Origin of the sequence: Thiomonas intermedia, assembly GCF_002028405.1 — a bacterium.
GTDB classification, from domain to species: domain Bacteria; phylum Pseudomonadota; class Gammaproteobacteria; order Burkholderiales; family Burkholderiaceae_C; genus Thiomonas; species Thiomonas intermedia.
This window is the reverse complement of sequence record NZ_CP020046.1, coordinates 271,017-286,555: the sequence shown is the minus strand read 5'-3', so window position 1 is coordinate 286,555 and position 15,539 is coordinate 271,017. Positions and strand designations below refer to the sequence as shown.

General features: G+C 67.9%; 11 protein-coding genes. 8 read left to right on the top strand and 3 right to left on the bottom strand.

Annotated elements, in window-relative coordinates; all coding sequences use genetic code 11:
* Window positions 1-106: 106 nt before the first annotated feature.
* Both uvrB and BVH73_RS01360 read left to right on the top strand, forming a co-directional pair.
* Window positions 107-2,200 carry an excinuclease ABC subunit UvrB gene (gene uvrB, locus BVH73_RS01365; RefSeq protein WP_079415438.1) on the top strand — a complete coding sequence of 698 codons (2,094 nt, stop codon included), beginning with the start codon at window positions 107-109 and terminating at the stop codon, window positions 2,198-2,200.
* A gap of 200 nt (window positions 2,201-2,400) precedes the next feature.
* Window positions 2,401-3,645 (top strand): PQQ-dependent sugar dehydrogenase, encoded by a 1,245-nt coding sequence (locus tag BVH73_RS01360; RefSeq protein ID WP_079415436.1) that lies wholly within the window; start codon window positions 2,401-2,403, stop codon window positions 3,643-3,645.
* A 432-nt stretch (window positions 3,646-4,077) separates the two neighbouring features.
* Here the strand turns inward: BVH73_RS01360 and BVH73_RS01355 are convergent, their stop codons facing one another.
* Together BVH73_RS01355 and BVH73_RS01350 are read right to left on the bottom strand one after the other, a co-directional pair.
* Entirely contained in the window at window positions 4,078-5,409 is a 1,332-nt protein-coding gene (locus BVH73_RS01355) for a sensor histidine kinase (RefSeq protein ID WP_079415434.1), read from the bottom strand.
* Complete coding sequence (locus tag BVH73_RS01350; RefSeq protein WP_079415432.1) at window positions 5,406-6,095, bottom strand: response regulator transcription factor; 690 nt, start codon at window positions 6,093-6,095, stop codon at window positions 5,406-5,408. Before BVH73_RS01350 ends, BVH73_RS01355 begins: the two co-directional genes overlap by 4 nt.
* Before the next feature lie 93 nt (window positions 6,096-6,188).
* On the opposite strand from BVH73_RS01350, the gene BVH73_RS01345 reads away from it, so the two are divergent.
* Entirely contained in the window at window positions 6,189-7,172 is a 984-nt protein-coding gene (locus tag BVH73_RS01345) for a patatin-like phospholipase family protein (protein WP_079415430.1), read from the top strand.
* Between the two features lie 27 nt (window positions 7,173-7,199).
* Here BVH73_RS01345 and ppc read toward each other — a convergent pair whose 3' ends face one another.
* Window positions 7,200-10,019, bottom strand: a complete 2,820-nt coding sequence (gene ppc / locus BVH73_RS01340) for a phosphoenolpyruvate carboxylase (RefSeq protein ID WP_079415428.1) — start codon at window positions 10,017-10,019, stop codon at window positions 7,200-7,202.
* Between the two features lie 366 nt (window positions 10,020-10,385).
* Here ppc and hemC point away from each other — a divergent pair, with 366 nt between their 5' ends.
* The 5 genes from hemC to cysM are packed head-to-tail and all read left to right on the top strand — an operon-like array spanning window position 10,386 to window position 15,534.
* On the top strand, window positions 10,386-11,342 hold the full coding sequence (gene hemC, locus BVH73_RS01335; RefSeq protein ID WP_079415426.1) for a hydroxymethylbilane synthase: 957 nt from the start codon (window positions 10,386-10,388) through the stop codon (window positions 11,340-11,342).
* 23 nt (window positions 11,343-11,365) lie between these two features.
* A complete protein-coding gene (locus tag BVH73_RS01330; protein ID WP_079415424.1) occupies window positions 11,366-12,208 on the top strand; it encodes a uroporphyrinogen-III synthase in 843 nt (280 codons plus the stop codon).
* A gap of 9 nt (window positions 12,209-12,217) precedes the next feature.
* Window positions 12,218-13,366: a uroporphyrinogen-III C-methyltransferase gene (locus BVH73_RS01325; protein ID WP_079415422.1), complete on the top strand. Its 1,149-nt coding sequence runs from the start codon at window positions 12,218-12,220 to the stop codon at window positions 13,364-13,366.
* Window positions 13,366-14,589 carry a heme biosynthesis protein HemY gene (locus BVH73_RS01320; RefSeq protein WP_079415420.1) on the top strand — a complete coding sequence of 408 codons (1,224 nt, stop codon included), beginning with the start codon at window positions 13,366-13,368 and terminating at the stop codon, window positions 14,587-14,589. Before BVH73_RS01325 ends, BVH73_RS01320 begins: the two co-directional genes overlap by 1 nt.
* Before the next feature lie 42 nt (window positions 14,590-14,631).
* Window positions 14,632-15,534: a cysteine synthase CysM gene (cysM, locus tag BVH73_RS01315; protein ID WP_079415418.1), complete on the top strand. Its 903-nt coding sequence runs from the start codon at window positions 14,632-14,634 to the stop codon at window positions 15,532-15,534.
* The last annotated feature ends 5 nt before the right edge of the window (window positions 15,535-15,539 follow it).

Below are 15,539 nucleotides of genomic sequence, written 5' to 3'. Positions count from 1 at the left end.
TGCAAAGCGGGACGATTTTACGCCCGGGCTGCCGCGTCGGCCGCCGCGCTGTGGCGCGCGGCCGACGGCGCTTCTGACGACCTTCCCATCTCACGACCCTCCGCCCATGTCCGCTCCGAAACCCGTTGCCACGCTCGACCCGGACAAGTTCGTCAGCTTTCCCGACTCGCCGTTCCGTCTGTACCAGTCCTATCCGCCGGCGGGTGACCAGCCCACGGCCATCGCCCAGCTTGCCGAAGGCGTGGGCGACGGGCTGAGCTACCAGACCTTGCTGGGCGTGACTGGCTCGGGCAAGACCTACACCATGGCGAATCTCATCGCCCGCATGGGGCGTCCGGCCATTGTGTTTGCGCCCAACAAGACGCTGGCCGCACAGCTCTACAGCGAGTTCCGCGAGTTCTTTCCGAAAAACGCGGTCGAGTATTTCGTCAGCTATTACGACTATTACCAGCCCGAGGCCTATGTGCCGCAACGCGACCTGTTCATCGAGAAGGACAGCGCGATCAACGAGCACATCGAGCAGATGCGGCTGTCGGCCACCAAGAGCCTGCTGGAGCGGCGCGACGTGGTGATCGTGGCCACCGTCAGCGCGATTTACGGCATCGGCAACCCGGCGGACTATCACGCCATGATTCTGACCGTGCGCACTGGCGACCGCATGGGCCAGCGCGACGTGATCGCGCAACTGGTGCGCATGCAGTACCAGCGCAACGAGGTGGATTTCACCCGCGGCACCTTCCGCGTGCGCGGCGACCGCATCGACATCTTTCCGGCCGAGCACGCCGAGCTGGCGGTGCGCATCGAGCTGTTCGACGATGAGATCGAGTCGCTGAGCCTGTTCGACCCGCTCACGGGCGTGGTGCGGCAGAAGATTCCGCGCTTCACCATCTATCCCAGCTCGCACTACGTCACGCCGCGCGAGAAGGTGCTCGAAGCCGCGGAGGGCATCAAGCAGGAGCTGCGCGAGCGCTCCAAGGAACTCACCGGCATGGGCAAGCTGGTGGAGGCGCAGCGGCTGGAACAGCGCACCCGCTTCGATCTGGAAATGCTCACCGAAATCGGCCATTGCAAGGGCATCGAGAACTACTCGCGCCATCTCTCGGGCGCCGCGCCGGGCGAACCGCCGCCCACGCTGGTGGACTACTTGGCGCCAGACGCCATCATGTTCCTCGACGAAAGCCATGTGCTCATCGGGCAGTTCAACGGCATGTACAACGGCGACCGCGCGCGCAAGCAGACCCTGGTGGAGTACGGCTTTCGGCTGCCCTCGGCGCTGGACAACCGGCCGCTCAAGTTCGCCGAATTCGAGCGCAAGATGCGGCAGGTGATCTTCGTCTCGGCGACGCCCGCAGACTACGAGGAGCAGCACGCCGACCAGGTGGTGGAGCAGGTGGTGCGGCCCACGGGGCTGGTCGATCCGCTCATCGAGGTGCGACCGGCCACCAGCCAGGTGGACGACGTGCTGGGCGAGATCAGGCTGCGGGTGGACAAGGGCGAGCGCGTGCTCATCACCACCCTGACCAAGCGCATGGCCGAGCAACTCACCGACTACCTCGACGAGAACGGGGTGAAGGTGCGCTATCTGCACTCCGACATCGACACCGTGGAGCGCGTGGAAATTCTGCGCGACCTGCGGCTGGGCACCTTCGACGTGCTGGTGGGCATCAACCTGCTGCGCGAGGGGCTGGACATTCCCGAGGTGTCGCTGGTGGCCATTCTTGATGCGGACAAGGAGGGCTTTCTGCGCTCCACCCGCTCGCTGATCCAGACCATCGGCCGGGCCGCGCGCAATGTGAACGGCATGGCCATTCTGTACGGCGACCGCGTCACCGATTCGATGCGCCGCGCCATCGACGAAACCGAGCGCCGCCGCGCCAAGCAGACCGCCTTCAACGCCGAGCATGGCATCACGCCCACCGCGCTGAACAAATCGGTGCGCGATCTGATCGACGGCGTGGTGCAGACCCCGGGCAAGGGCTTGCGCGCCGGCAGCGTGGAGCGTGAAATCGCGGAACTGCAGATCGACAACGCGCAGGACGTGGCGCGCGAGATCAAGCGCCTGGAAAAGCGCATGATCGAGCATGCGCGCAATCTCGAATTCGAGCAGGCCGCGCGGGTGCGCGACCAGCTCGGACTGTTGCGGCAGCGGGTGTTCGGCGGCGGCGACGACCACGACACCGATGCGCAGCAGCGGGCTTGACGCCGTGGCCTATTGATCTGGCGTCGGGAAGGATGAAAGGGCGTGGGCTGCCATGTAACGGCCTCCCCCTCCCAACCTCCCCCGCAGGCGGAGGAGGGGCGGTTTTGCTCCCTCTCCACTTGTGGGGAGGGCCGGGGTGGGGAGCGGCGCAGCGCAGTTTCAAACTTCAACCTGCCGAATCAATCAACCAGGAGCCGATCATGAGAACGCCATCGCATCCCTCCCTGCCCACGCGCCGCCACGCCCTGCGCTGGCTGGGCGCGGGCCTGGGTAGTACCGTGCTGGGCGCCTGCGGCGGCGGGGCGGTCGTGGTGGTGTGGGGCGAAACGCCGGCGGCCGCGGCCTCCGGGCCCTCGCAGACGGGCGCTTTGCCCGCCGTTCGAGCCAGCGCGGTGATCGTGGCCCGCGGCCTGTCGCGGCCGTGGGCGCTGGTGTTTCTGCCCGATGGCCGCATGCTGGTGACCGAACGCACGGGCTCTCTACGCATCGTGTCCATGGAGGGCACTCTCTCGGCGCCCGTGGCTGGGGTGCCCGCGGTGGACGCGCGCGGGCAGGGCGGTCTGCTCGACGTGGCGCTCGATCCGGCCTTTGCGACCAACCAGCGCATCTATCTCAGCTATGCCGAGGCGGGCACGGGCGCGGAGTCCGGGCGCAATGGCACCGCCGTGGCGCGTGGGGTGCTGGCCGCCGACGGGTCGAGTCTGACGGATGTGCAGGTGATCTTCCGGCAGACGCCCAAGATCGACAGCACCGCGCACTTCGGTTCGCGGCTGGTTTTCGCCCCCGACGGCACCCTGTTTATCACCCTGGGCGACCGCTTCAGCCAGCGCGACGCGGCGCAGGATCTGTCCAACACTCTGGGCAAGGTGGTGCGCCTGCGCGCCGACGGCAGTGTGCCGCCGGACAACCCCTTCGTCGGCCGTGCCGGGGTTCGCGCAGAGATCTGGAGCTACGGCCACCGTAATGTGCAGGGCGCGGCCATCCACCCGCAGACGGGCGAACTGTGGACTCACGAGCACGGCCCCCAGGGCGGTGACGAAGTCAACATCACCCGCGCCGGTCGCAACTACGGCTGGCCGAAGATTTCCTATGGCTGCGAATACGGCGCCCCGGTGGGCCAATGCCCGCCGGTGGGCGGTGCGACCAGCGCGTCCGGCATGGAGCCGCCGGTGACTTACTGGGTGCCGACCTCCATCGCGCCCTGCGGCATGGCGTTCTACACCGGCGCCCTGTTTCCGCAATGGCACGGCAACCTGTTCGTCGGCGCGCTGGCCGGGCAGGCGCTATGGCGTCTGCAACTCGATGGCGGACGGGTGGTGGCGCGCGAGGCGCTGTTCACCGACCTGGGCGAGCGCATCCGCGATGTGCGCCAGGGACCGGACGGCGCGCTCTACCTCGTCTCCGACGGCGATTCGGCCAAGATCTACCGGGTGCAGCCGGTGTGATGGCGCTGTCTTCCTGGGCGTTGGGCGTCTCCCCCTCCCAACCTCCCCCACGACGTGGGGGAGGAGTAAACAGCGCTGCGCGCGATCTGCGCAAGCCGTCCCAACCTCCCTCACGGCGTGGGGCAGGCGTGTTTACTCCCTCTCCACTTGTGGGGAGGGTCGGGGTGGGCATCTCCTCCTACCAACCTGCCTCACGGTGTGGGGCAGGCGTGTTTACTCCCTCTCCACTTGTGGGGAGGGTCGGGGTGGGCATCTCCTCCTACCAACCTGCCTCACGGTGTGGGGCAGGCGTGTTTACTCCCTCTCCACTTGTGGGGAGGGTCGGGGTGGGGCGTGGGTTCGAGCGCAAAGGGCCTCGATTCCCAAGTGCCCGCACGGCCTACGCCTCTTTTCTGCGCTTCGATCCCGGCAAGGTCCGCATGGCCTTTGACTTCAGACTGATCCGGCCGAAGTGAGGCTTTGTCTGTAGCGCAGAATTAGGCCACCTTCGGGCGCATTTTCGAGCGACACGCTGCCGCCGATCCGCTGTGCGATCTGGCGGATGATGGACAGGCCCAGGCCGCTGCCCTCGCCCTCGGTGCCGGGCAGGCGCACGAACGGGTCGAATACTCGCTGCAGCTGATCGGCCGGAATGCCCGGGCCGCTGTCCTGCACCTCGATCACGACCTGGTCGCCGCGGTGCAGAATCCGCAAGTCCACGCGCCCACCCGCCGGGGTGTAGCGCAGGGCGTTGTCCACGGCATTGCGCAGCAGGGTGTAGAGCTGATCGGGGTCGCCGTGCAGCGGGGCCGGATCGGCCCGGTCGAGGCCCAGATCGGTCTGGCGGCTTTCGGCCAGGGGCAGCAGGTCTGCGATCACCTCGCGCACGACGCGTTCGGGGTCGAAGGACTGCACCTGCATGGCCTGCCCACCCTGGGAGCGCGCCAGACTGAGCAACTGCTCCACCACGTTGCGGGCCCGCCGCAGACCTTGCTGCAGGGCGCCGATGCGTTCGCGTGACTGGGCTTCGAGTTGCAGCGGCTTGAGGTTGTCCACCTGCATGCTGAGCACGGCAATGGGCGTGCGCAACTCGTGGGCGGCGTCGGCGACAAAGCGGCGCTGCTGTTCCATCGAGGTGTCCAGCCGCTGCAACAGGCGGTTGATGGAGCGCACGAAGGGGCGGATTTCGTGCGGCACGTCGGTTTCGGGCAGCGGCTGCAGATCGGTTTCGCTGCGGGCATCGACGCCCTGCGAAAGTCGGCGCAGCGGCCGCAGCGCGCGTCTGACCACCACGGCCGAGAGCAGGGCCAGCAGCGGAATGAGCGCCAGCAGCGGATACAGGGTGCGCTGCGCGCTGTCGATGGCCGCGTCGGTGCGCACATCGAATCGCTGCGCCACGGCGATGCGGCCCTGGGGGCCGTCGCGCACGAAGACGCGCCAGTGGTGGCCGGAGCTGTGGACATCGTGCATGCCGTCGGACAACGTGGCCGGAAGGTTCAGCCCGCCCACGGCGCCCAGTCGCTGCACCACGATGCGTTCATCTTTATGCGTGGCGGCACGGGCCGGGCTGAGCGCGCTGTCGGGCAAAGCGCCCCAGTGGTGAACCAGGCTGGCGATCTGGCGCAACTGGGCGTCCTGCAGTTCATTGGCCTCCTGGTAACCGAACAGGTAGGAGAGCGCGGTCGTGGCCAGGCCGACGACGATCACGCTGACGGTCATCCAGAGCCACAGCCTGCGCAGCAGCGATCGTGCGGCCCAGCGGCGCAACGCCATCAGAGGTTTCACGGCGCCGGTTCCCCGTCGGGGGCGTCGTTTGCGCGGGGCGCCAGCCAGCCCACGCCGCGCACGTTCTTGATGACCTCGGGGGCGAGTTTTTTGCGCAGGCTGTGGATGAGAAATTCCACGGCGTTGCTCTCCACCTCCTCGTTCCAGCCGTAGATGCGGTCTTCCAGCTCGCTGCGCGACAGAATGGCGCCGGGCCGCAGCAGCAGCGCGTGGAGCAGGGCGTATTCGCGCGCGGTCAGGCGCTGCGTCTGGCCCTGGAAGCGCACCTCGCGTGTCACGGGATCGAGGTCGACCACGCCATTGCTCAGCACGGGCTGCGCCTGGCCCCCTTGCCGCCGTGCCACGGCGCGCATGCGGGCGAGCAGTTCGGCGCTCTCGAAGGGTTTGACCAGGTAGTCGTCGGCCCCCAGATCGAGCCCGCGCACCCGGTCTTCGAGGCCGTCGCGCGCGGTGAGGATGAGCACCGGCAGGGTGTGACCGCCCTGGCGCAGGGTCTGCAGGACCGACAGACCGTCGCGCTTGGGCAGACCGAGATCGAGCAGCATCAGCTCGTAGGTGCCGTCCTGTGCCGCGGACAGGGCCGAGGCGCCGTCGCGTACCCAGTCGACCGCATGCGTGGCATCGCGCAGGGCCTCGCGCGTGGCCGCGCCCAGCATGGGATCGTCTTCGACAAGGAGAATGCGCATGGGTCCGTTCGCCAGGAAATTTCGGTCGGGTGGTGCGGATTGTCGTCTGCCCGACTGAGCGGAAACTGAGAGACTTGCTCGTATTCTTGCGCGATGGACAAGAAGACGATTTCCGCGCCGGCCGCTGCCAGCCCCAGGCGCCCGCGACTGGGTCTGGCGCTGGGCGGCGGTGCCGCGCGCGGCATGGCGCACCTGGGGGTGCTGCGGGCTTTGGCCGAGGCCGGCATCGAGGTGGACATCATCGCGGGCTGCAGCATCGGGGCCCTGGTGGGCGCGGTTGCCGCTTCGGGCAGCACTGACGGGCTGGAGGCCACGTTCAAGACTTTCGATTGGCGAAAGACGCTCTCGTTCTTCGATGTGGTGTTCCCCCGCGCGGGTCTGATCGATGGCGCCAAGGTGACGGCGCTGGTGCGCGAGCATCTGCCCGACACGCGCATCGAGGCTCTGCCGGTCCGGTTCGCCGCCATCGCCACCGATCTGCGCAGTGGCGCCGAGGTTGTGTTGCGTTCGGGCGATGTGATCGACGCGGTGCGTGCGAGCATCGCCGTTCCCGGAATTTTTACGCCCGTGCGCGCGGGAGGGCGGGTTCTGGTGGACGGGGGCCTGAGCAATCCGGTTCCGGTGAGCGTGGTTCGCGCGATGGGCGCAGACCGGGTGATCGCGGTCGATCTCAATCACGGCGTGGTGGATGGCCGGCTCAAGCGGCGGGCCAGATCGAGGAAGGCCGTCGCCGAATCTCCGCCCCAGGAGGCCGGCGGTCGCTGGGTTGCCGAGTACCGTCATGTGATGGGCGATCTCAGAAGCCGCCTGGCCGCGCAGAGCGCGCCCATCAAGGATCAGTTCTCGCGCTGGGCGGCAAGGGGCGAGGCGCTGCCCAATGTGTTCGAGGTGTTGCTGGCCTCGGTGAATGTGATGGAGATGCACATCACCGAGAGCCGTCTGCGGATCGAGCCGCCGGATCTGCTGATCCGTCCTCCGTTGGCGGATATCCGCTTTCTGGAGTTCGGCCGCGCCGAAGAGTCGATTCAGATCGGCTTCGACGCGACCGTCGAGGCTTTGCGCGGCTGGACGGCGTAAGGCCCGGGCGCAAGGCTCAGGCCGGTCTCAGCCCGTGTTGCGCAGCCCCGCGGCGATGCCGTTGATGCTCAGGTGGATGCCCCGCTTGGTGCGCTCGTCGGTCTGGCCTTCGCGGAAGCGGTAGATCAGTTCGATCTGCAGGTGGTTGAGCGGATCGATGTAGGGAAAGCGGGCGTGGATCGAGCGCCTGAGCGTGGGGTTGTCGCTCAGGCGTTCGGCATTGCCGGTGATGGCGGTGAGCATCTCGGTGGTGAGCTGCCATTCACGCTGCAGCGCCTTGAGCACCTTCTGCCGGGTTTTGGCGTCGGGCACCAGTTCGGCATAGCGCTGCGCCACGCGCATGTCGGCCTTGGCCAGCACCATGTCGATATTGGAGAGCAGCGTGGCGAAGAAGGGCCATTGCTTGGCCATGCGCTGCAGCAGCTTGTGGCCGTCGGGCTGGGCGTCGAGAAAGGCCTGCACGCCGCTGCCGAAGCCATACCAGCCGGGCAGGGCGACGCGGCACTGGCCCCAGGAAAATCCCCAGGGAATGGCGCGCAGATCGGCGATGGCACGGGTGGCCTTGCGTGAAGAGGGACGGCTGCCGATGTTGAGCTCGGCGATCTCGGAGATGGGCGTGGCCGCGTAGAAATAGTCGGTGAACTCCTCGGTGTCGTACACCAGCTTGCGATAGGCCGCCATCGACGCCTGCGACAGCGCCCGCGCGGCGTCGAGAAACTTCTGCGGGGGCGCGCTCACGGCCTTGGTCTGCGGCAGCAGCGTGGCCTGCAGCGTGGCGGCCACCAGGGTTTCGAGGTTGCGCAGACCGATGTCCGGGTTGCCGTACTTGCTGGTGATGACCTCGCCCTGCTCGGTCAGCCGGATCTGGCCGTTGACCGTGCCCGGGGGTTGCGCCAGGATGGCATCGAAACTCGGGCCGCCGCCGCGTCCCACCGTGCCGCCGCGTCCGTGGAACAGCCGCAGGGTGATGCAATGCTCGGTCTTGAGCTGCTCGAACTGTTCGGCCAGCGCGACCTCGGCGCAGTAAAGCTCCCAGTTGGAGGTGAAGAAGCCGCCGTCCTTGTTGCTGTCGGAGTAGCCCAGCATGATCTCCTGCTCGCCGCCCGAGCGCCGCACCAGGGCGGCAATACCCGGCAGGGCGTAGAAGTCGCGCATGATGGCCGGGGCGTTGCGCAGGTCTTCGATGGTTTCAAACAGCGGCACCACCAGCAGTTCGGCATGGCTTTCGGCGCTGTTCAAGGTGCCGTGGAACAGCCCGGCTTCTTTTTGCAGCACCAGCAGTTCGAGCAGGTCGCTGACGGTTTCCGAGTGCGAGATGATGTATTGGCGGATGGCGCGGGGGCCGAAGTCGCGCCGCGCGCTGTAGGCGCGATCGAACACGGCCAGTTCGCTGCGCGTCCATTCCGAATAGACCTGATGCGGCAGGCGCAGCGGCCGCGGGTCGTTGAGGCAGCGGATGAGCAGGGCCTGCTTGGCGGCTTCGTCCAGATGACTGTAGTCGGGGCACAGATCGGCGGCGGCGAGCAGCTCGCGCAGCACGGCTTCGTGTTGATCGGAGCTTTGCCGCAGATCGATGGTGGCCAGGCGGAAGCCGAACACCCCGGCGGCGCGGATGAGGGGGTCGAGCCGTGCGCGCGCCAGCGGCTCGGCGTGGTGCTGGCGCAGCGAATCGCGGATGGTGCGCAGGTCGCCGATGAACTCGTCGGCATTCGCATAGGGCTCGGCGCTGCCCACTTCGGGCAGCGTGGCCTGCACGCCGGCGAGCTTGCGCAGATTGCCCGCGAGACGGGCGTACATGCCGATCAGCGCGCGGCGATAGGGCTCGTCGCTGCGATGCTCGGACAGGTCGGGCGAATGCTCGGCCAGCGCGATCAGCTCCGGGCTGGCGCTGGCCAGCAGCGCCGAGATCGACAGCTCGCCGCCGATGGCGTGGACTTCGGCCATATAGAACTCGATGGCGGTGCGCGACTGCATGCGCAGGGCGTAGCTGAGGGTGTCGGCGGTGACGAAGGGGTTGCCGTCGCGGTCGCCGCCGATCCAGTGGCCCATGCGGAAGAAGGCCGGCAGATCGGTTCTGGCGGCGTCCACGGTGTCCTTCTTGCCCGAGGGGAAAAGCGCATCGATGTCGCGCTGCAGGTCGCGGTACAGGCGGGGGAACTGGCGGAAGAAGGTCGTGCTGTAGAACGACAGCGCGTTCTTGATCTCGTCGGACACGCGCAGCTTGACGTAGCGCAGCAGCCGCGTCTGCCAGAGCTGCACGACCCGCGCGCGCATGGCGTCTTCGATGTCGGCGCGCTTTTGCGGCAGCCGGGTGGCGTCGTGCGCGACCAGCAGCTCGGCCAGCGCGCGCTCGGCATCGAGCACGCTCTTGCGCTGCACTTCCGTGGGGTGGGCGGTGAGCACAGGCGAAATCAGCGCCTGATCGAAGAACTGCATGAGCTGCTGACGCTCGACGCCGGAGTCCTTGAGGGTTTCGAGCGCGGCGCGCACGCTGTCACGCTGGGGCGGCGCGTGGCGCTCGGCCTCCTGTTCGGCGCGCCGCAGCACATGGTGGTCTTCGGCGATATTGGCCAGGATGGAAAAGTAGCTGAACGCGCGAATGACGCTCACGGCCTGATCGCGCGTGAGGCTGCTGAGCAGCTTGTCGAGGGCGCGGCGATCCTTGGCATCGCCGTCGCGATGAAATTTCACCGACAGCTGCCGCACGGTCTCGACGATGTCGAACATCGCCTGTCCCTCCTGCTCGCGGATCAGGTCGCCGAGCAGGCGGCCGAGCAGGCGGATGTCGTCGAACAGGGCGGCGTCGGGATCGGAAGCGTTGCGTGCGGCGGAGGTGCGTGTCGGCATGGCGTGGAGCGTGAATGAGCACGAAAACAGGGCGGGCTGATGCTATCAGTGCAACGCCAGAGCGAAGCAAGATGCGCGCCCGCATCGCCCCGGGATTTGCGCTGTCGCAGGGTCGATGAAATGATTTTTCGCGATGCGCAACGGGCCGCATCCTGGGCATCGCACGGCCTGAGGGCGATGGCATGCGCTCAGAGGGCAACGCTGAACAAGTCCTTCGCGCGTCGCGCATCCTGTGCGCGGGCGGTCTGCGGCGTTGCAAATCCTCGCCCTAGCTTGGGCTAGGGCTGTGGTTTGCGCCTTGCATCCCCTCCCGCGCACAGGCGCGCCATCACGAGAACTTGATCAGCGTCGCCCTAGAATCGGCGCATGACTTCCACGACCTTCACCCCTCCCCAATCGCTTGTCATTGCCTCGCGCGAAAGCCGCCTGGCGCTCTGGCAGGCCGAGCATGTGCGCGACCGGCTGCGCGGCCTGTATCCCCAATGTGATGTGCGGATTTTGGGCATGACCACGCAAGGCGACCAGATTCTCGACAAGTCCCTGGCCAAGATCGGCGGTAAGGGGTTGTTCGTCAAGGAGCTCGAAGTCGCCATGGAGCAGGGACACGCCGACCTCGCGGTGCATTCGCTCAAGGACGTGCCCATGGTGCTGCCGCCGGGCTTCGCGCTCGCGGCGGTGATGGAGCGCGAAGATCCGCGCGACGCCTGGGTGAGCCCGCGCCATGCGAGCCTGGCTGAGCTGCCGGCAGGCGCCGTGGTCGGCACCTCCAGTCTGCGGCGCGAATCGCAGCTGCGGGCGCGCTATCCCCACCTTCAGGTCCAGGCGCTGCGCGGCAATCTCGATACACGGCTGCGCAAGCTCGATGAAGGGCAGTATGCCGGCATCCTTCTGGCCGCGGCCGGACTGAAGCGGCTGGGCCTGGGCGAGCGGGTGCGTGCCGTCATCGAGACGCAGGACATGCTCCCCGCCGTCGGTCAGGCCGCGCTGGGCATCGAAATTCGCGCCGACCGGCCCGACCTGGTGCAGGCGCTGGCCCCGCTCAACCACCCGCCCACCGCGCTATGCGTGCATGCCGAGCGCGCGGTGTCGCGCGGCCTGGGCGGCAGTTGCACCACGCCCATCGGGGCCTATGCCACGCTGGAAGGTGATGACATGGTGCTGCGCGCCGTGCTCGGGCTGCCCGACGGCAGCAGGGCTTTGCGAGCGACGTCGCGTGCCCGTGTCTGCGAGGCGTCGCAGGCCGAAGCGCTCGGCCAGCAGGTGGCCCAGCAATTGCACGACCAGGGTGCGGACGCCTTGCTGGCGCAGCTCGGCGCCCATTGACGGCAAAAGCTGGCGTGGCGCCCATGCTCAACACCACGCTGATCTTCACGCGCGTGCCGTCGCACGCGGGCACGGCGACGCTGGGTTTCGCCGCCGCAGGGGTGGAGCTGCTGGATTTTCCTCTGCAGCACATCGGTCCGCCCGCGGATCTGGCGCGATTTCATGCCGCGCTGGCGGCGCTTCCGCAGACCGATCTGGCCATCCCGGTCAGCCCCACCGCGGTGGCGGCGGTCTTTGCGGCGCTGCAGGGCGTCTGGCCTGCGCGCTGCGCGATCGGCGTCGTGGGGGAGGGCAGTCTGGCCGCCGTGCGCCGGGCCCTGACGGCGCAACCGGAAGATGCGCCCTGGCCCCGGCTGATCGCTCCGCAGGCGGGTGAGGCATCTGGCGCAGAGGGCGATTCGGAGGCTTTGTGGGACGCGCTTCAACTGGCTTTCCCTCCCGGACCCCTAAGCACCTTTCCTTGGGCAGGACGCCATGTCCTCATCTTCCGCGGCGGTGCGGGGCGCGATCTGCTGCAGCACCAACTCGAATCGGCGGGCGCCAAGGTCAGGGTCGTCGAGGCCTATAGCCGCCTGGCACCGGAGTATGACGCCCACACCGCCGGTCAGCTGCGCAAGGCGCTCGGCTGTGGCGGCTGGTGGCTGTTCTCATCGTCCGAGGCCGTACGCAATCTGCAGCGTTTGCTGGAGCAGGCGGGGCTGGGTTCCGCCGTGCTGCAGCAGCAGCGGGCGCTGGCGATTCACGGCCGCATCGCCCAGGCGCTGCAGAGCGCAGGCTTCGGTCGCGTGGAATTGACCCGCGCGCCGCCCGAAGCTGTCCTTTCCGCACTGCAGCGTCTGGAGGCCTCCAGCCCGCCACACTCCTAGAATGCCTGCATGACTGAGTCCAGCACCCCTTCCGCGGCAGAGCCTTCCTCGGCGGTCGGCACGGCGCCCGCCGAGCGCGTGACGCCTGCGCCGGCCAGCCTCGCCGATACGCCCTCAACCTCGGGCGCTCACCCGGCGATCGCAGGCCTGCCCGGCGCGCGCTGGGTGTGGCCGGTGCTCGTCGCCCTTATCATCGGGCTGGTGGTCATGGCGGCGTGGTTGAACAGCCGCTTGTATGCCACCCAGTCTGAAATCGCCCAGCGGCTGCAGGCAGCTACGACCAATGCCATCGAGGCCAAGACGCTCACCAGGCAGGCCAGCGATTCCGTGCGCGATCTGACCGCACGGATCGCCGTGCTGGAATCGCGCCAGCAGGATTTCGCCGCGCAGCGCCAGGCTCTGGAGGCGCTGTACGAAGACTTCGCCAAGAGCCGCGATCAGGCGCGACTGTCCGAGACCGGCCAGCTCATCGCGCTGGCGCAGCAGCAGGCGCAGTTGGTCGGCAATGTGCAGCCCTTGATCGCCACGCTGCAAAGCGCCGACGCACGGCTGGCGCGATCGCCCAATCCCAAAGCCCAGATTCTTCGGCGCGCGGTGCAGACCGATCTCGCCCGACTGCGCAGCGCCGTCACCCCGGACATCGCGGCGGCGGCCCACAAGCTCAACGATCTGGCCGCTCTGGTCGATGATCTGCGATTGATTTCCTCGGCCGCTCCCCTGCACGAGGCGCACGCGCCCGACGCGGCGCCTGTCGGTGCGGCCTCGGCGTCGGCGGCGGGTCCGCGCTGGGCGCCCTGGATGGGGGCATGGTTCGAGCGGTTCCGCACGTCGCTGGTGCAGTTGTTCGGCGTCACCCGCGTCGATTCGCGCGACGCCCTTCTGGCGTCGCCGGAGCAGGGTGAATTTCTGCGCGAAAACCTCAAGCTGCGCATTCTCAACGCCAGGCTCGATCTGCTTTCGCGCAACGCCGTGGCCTATCGCAGCGATATGCGAGGGATCGACGAGGCGCTGAAAACCTACTTCGACAGGCGTCAGCCGCGCATGGTGCAGGCCCTGTCCCTGGCCCGGCAGGCCTCGCAGCTTGATCTTTCGGCCAATCCTGCGGCCAATCTCGAATCCTTGGCGGTGCTTTCCACCCTGGACAGCGGGGCGCCCTGATGCGTTGGCTCTTCTGGGTCTTGATCCTGGCGGCGGCCGCGGTCCTGGTGGCGCTGGGCACCACGCTCAACACCGGCAACATTGCCGTGCTGCTGCCGCCCTGGCGGCTGGACATCTCGCTGAACTTTGCGGTCGTGCTGGTGCTGCTTGGTTTCGTCGTGTTCCATCTGATGCTGCGCGGGCTGGCTCTTTTGTTCGGTATGCCCCGGGCAGCGGCCGAGTTCCGTGCGCGGCGGCGCCTGCGGCTGGCCGCCCAGGCGCTGCACAACGGCATGTACGACTACTTCGGCGGTCGATTCCGCCGTGCCGAGCGTGCCGCGCAGCGCGCAGCCGAGTTTGAAGATTTCGCGGCGGCGGCCTTGATGACCGCCGCCCAGTCCGCCCAGCAGCTCCAGGCCTATGACCGGCGCGACGCCTATCTGGCCCAGCTGCCGCCGCAGGCGCAGGATGCGGCGGCTTTGCTGCAGGCGCAGTGGCAACTCGACGCGAAACAGCCGCGCGAGGCGCTGGCGCAGTTGCGCGCGCTGCCCGCCGGTGTGCAGCGGCGCACGCACGCCCTGCGCATCGAGCTTCAGGCCGCGCGCAAGCTGTCCGATCACAAGGCCGTGCTGCGGTTGGCGCGGACCCTGCTCAAGCATGGCGCGCTGCATTCGGCGGCGGCCCAGGCCATGTTGCACACCGCGGCAACCGGCCTTCTGCGGCAGGCGGGCGACGATCCGCAGATCTTGCGCGGCACCTGGAGTCAGCTCACCGCACAGGAGCGCGGCGATCCGGCCCTGGTGGTTGCCGCCGCTCGCGGCTTCGCGGCAGCCCAGGCACTCGACGAGGCGCGAGCCTTGCTCATCGCGGCCCTGAACCGCGCGCAGGCAGAGCCGGGCTTGTTCATGCCCTCCCTGCGCGGCATGCTGTCGGGCATCGATGCCGGATTCGTGGCCCAGACCGAACAATGGCTCGGACGCTGGCCGCAGGAGGCCCAGGCCCATTTCCTCGCGGGGGCCGCATGCGCCGAACTGCAGCTCTGGGGCAAGGCGCAGCAGCATCTGCAAAAGGCCATTCAGGCCTGCAGCGACGACGAAGGCCGCCTTCGGGGCCAGATTCACGCCGCGCTGGCGCATCTGCTCGAAGGCATCGAGCGCGAGGACCAGGCGCAGCGCCATTGGCGTGCGGCCGCACTCGATCTCTCGGCCCTCGACATGCCCGGCCGGGGGGCCGGGCAGGGCTGAGGCCCGTCGCGCAGCACCAGCCATTCCAATCAGGAGATCTTGATGCACTACCTCACCATCGACGAGGTGATCGGCAACACACCCTTGGTGCAGTTGCAGCGTGTTCCCGGTGCCGACAACGCGCGGCGCGGCAATGTGATCCTTGGCAAGCTCGAAGGCAACAATCCCGCGGGCTCGGTGAAGGATCGCGCGGCGATCTCCATGATTCGCCGCGCCCAGGAGCGCGGGACCATCAAGCCCGGCGATACCCTGATCGAGGCGACCTCGGGCAACACCGGCATTGCGCTGGCCATGGCCGCCGCGATTCTCGGCTACCGCATGGTGCTCATCATGCCCGAGAATCTCAGCATCGAGCGCGCCCAGACCATGAAGGCCTTCGGTGCCGAGCTGCTGCTCACGCCCAAGAGCGGCGGCATGGAGTATGCCCGCGACCTGGCCGAGCAGATGCAGCGCGAGGGCAAGGGACTGATGCTCGATCAGTTCGCCAATGCCGACAACCCGCGCGCGCACTTCGAGACCACCGGGCCCGAGATCTGGCGCGATACCTTCGGCCGGATCACCCACTTCGTCAGCGCCATGGGCACCACCGGGACGATCACCGGCGTATCCCACTATCTCAAGTCGCAGAACCCCGCGGTGCAGATCATCGGCGCCCAGCCGGAGGAGGGGTCTAGCATTCCGGGCATCCGCAAATGGCCGCAGGAATACCTGCCCAAAATCTACGAGCCGCAGCGGGTCGACCGGCTGGAATATGTCAGCCAGGCCGCAGCCGAGAATATGGCGCGCAAGCTGGCGCGCGAGGAGGGCCTGTTCTGCGGCATCAGCGCGGCGGGCGCCTGCGAAGTGGCGCTGCGCATAGCCCGCGAGGTGGAGAACGCCACCATCGTCTTCGTGGTCTGCGACCGCGGTGACCGCTATCTCAGCACGGGCGTCTTTCCGGCTTGACCCTG

What these genes read in the sequence shown, in the direction of transcription:
- BVH73_RS01350 (WP_079415432.1), bottom strand. Translation starts at nt 6,095, where the DNA reads ATGCGCATTCTCCTTGTCGAAGACGATCCCATGCTGGGCGCGGCCACG.
- BVH73_RS01325 (WP_079415422.1), top strand. Translation starts at nt 12,218, where the DNA reads ATGACTGAGTCCAGCACCCCTTCCGCGGCAGAGCCTTCCTCGGCGGTC.
- BVH73_RS01345 (WP_079415430.1), top strand. Translation starts at nt 6,189, where the DNA reads ATGGACAAGAAGACGATTTCCGCGCCGGCCGCTGCCAGCCCCAGGCGC.
- BVH73_RS01360 (WP_079415436.1), top strand. Translation starts at nt 2,401, where the DNA reads ATGAGAACGCCATCGCATCCCTCCCTGCCCACGCGCCGCCACGCCCTG.
- BVH73_RS01330 (WP_079415424.1), top strand. Translation starts at nt 11,366, where the DNA reads ATGCTCAACACCACGCTGATCTTCACGCGCGTGCCGTCGCACGCGGGC.
- cysM (WP_079415418.1), top strand. Translation starts at nt 14,632, where the DNA reads ATGCACTACCTCACCATCGACGAGGTGATCGGCAACACACCCTTGGTG.
- hemC (WP_079415426.1), top strand. Translation starts at nt 10,386, where the DNA reads ATGACTTCCACGACCTTCACCCCTCCCCAATCGCTTGTCATTGCCTCG.
- ppc (WP_079415428.1), bottom strand. Translation starts at nt 10,019, where the DNA reads ATGCCGACACGCACCTCCGCCGCACGCAACGCTTCCGATCCCGACGCC.
- BVH73_RS01320 (WP_079415420.1), top strand. Translation starts at nt 13,366, where the DNA reads ATGCGTTGGCTCTTCTGGGTCTTGATCCTGGCGGCGGCCGCGGTCCTG.
- uvrB (WP_079415438.1), top strand. Translation starts at nt 107, where the DNA reads ATGTCCGCTCCGAAACCCGTTGCCACGCTCGACCCGGACAAGTTCGTC.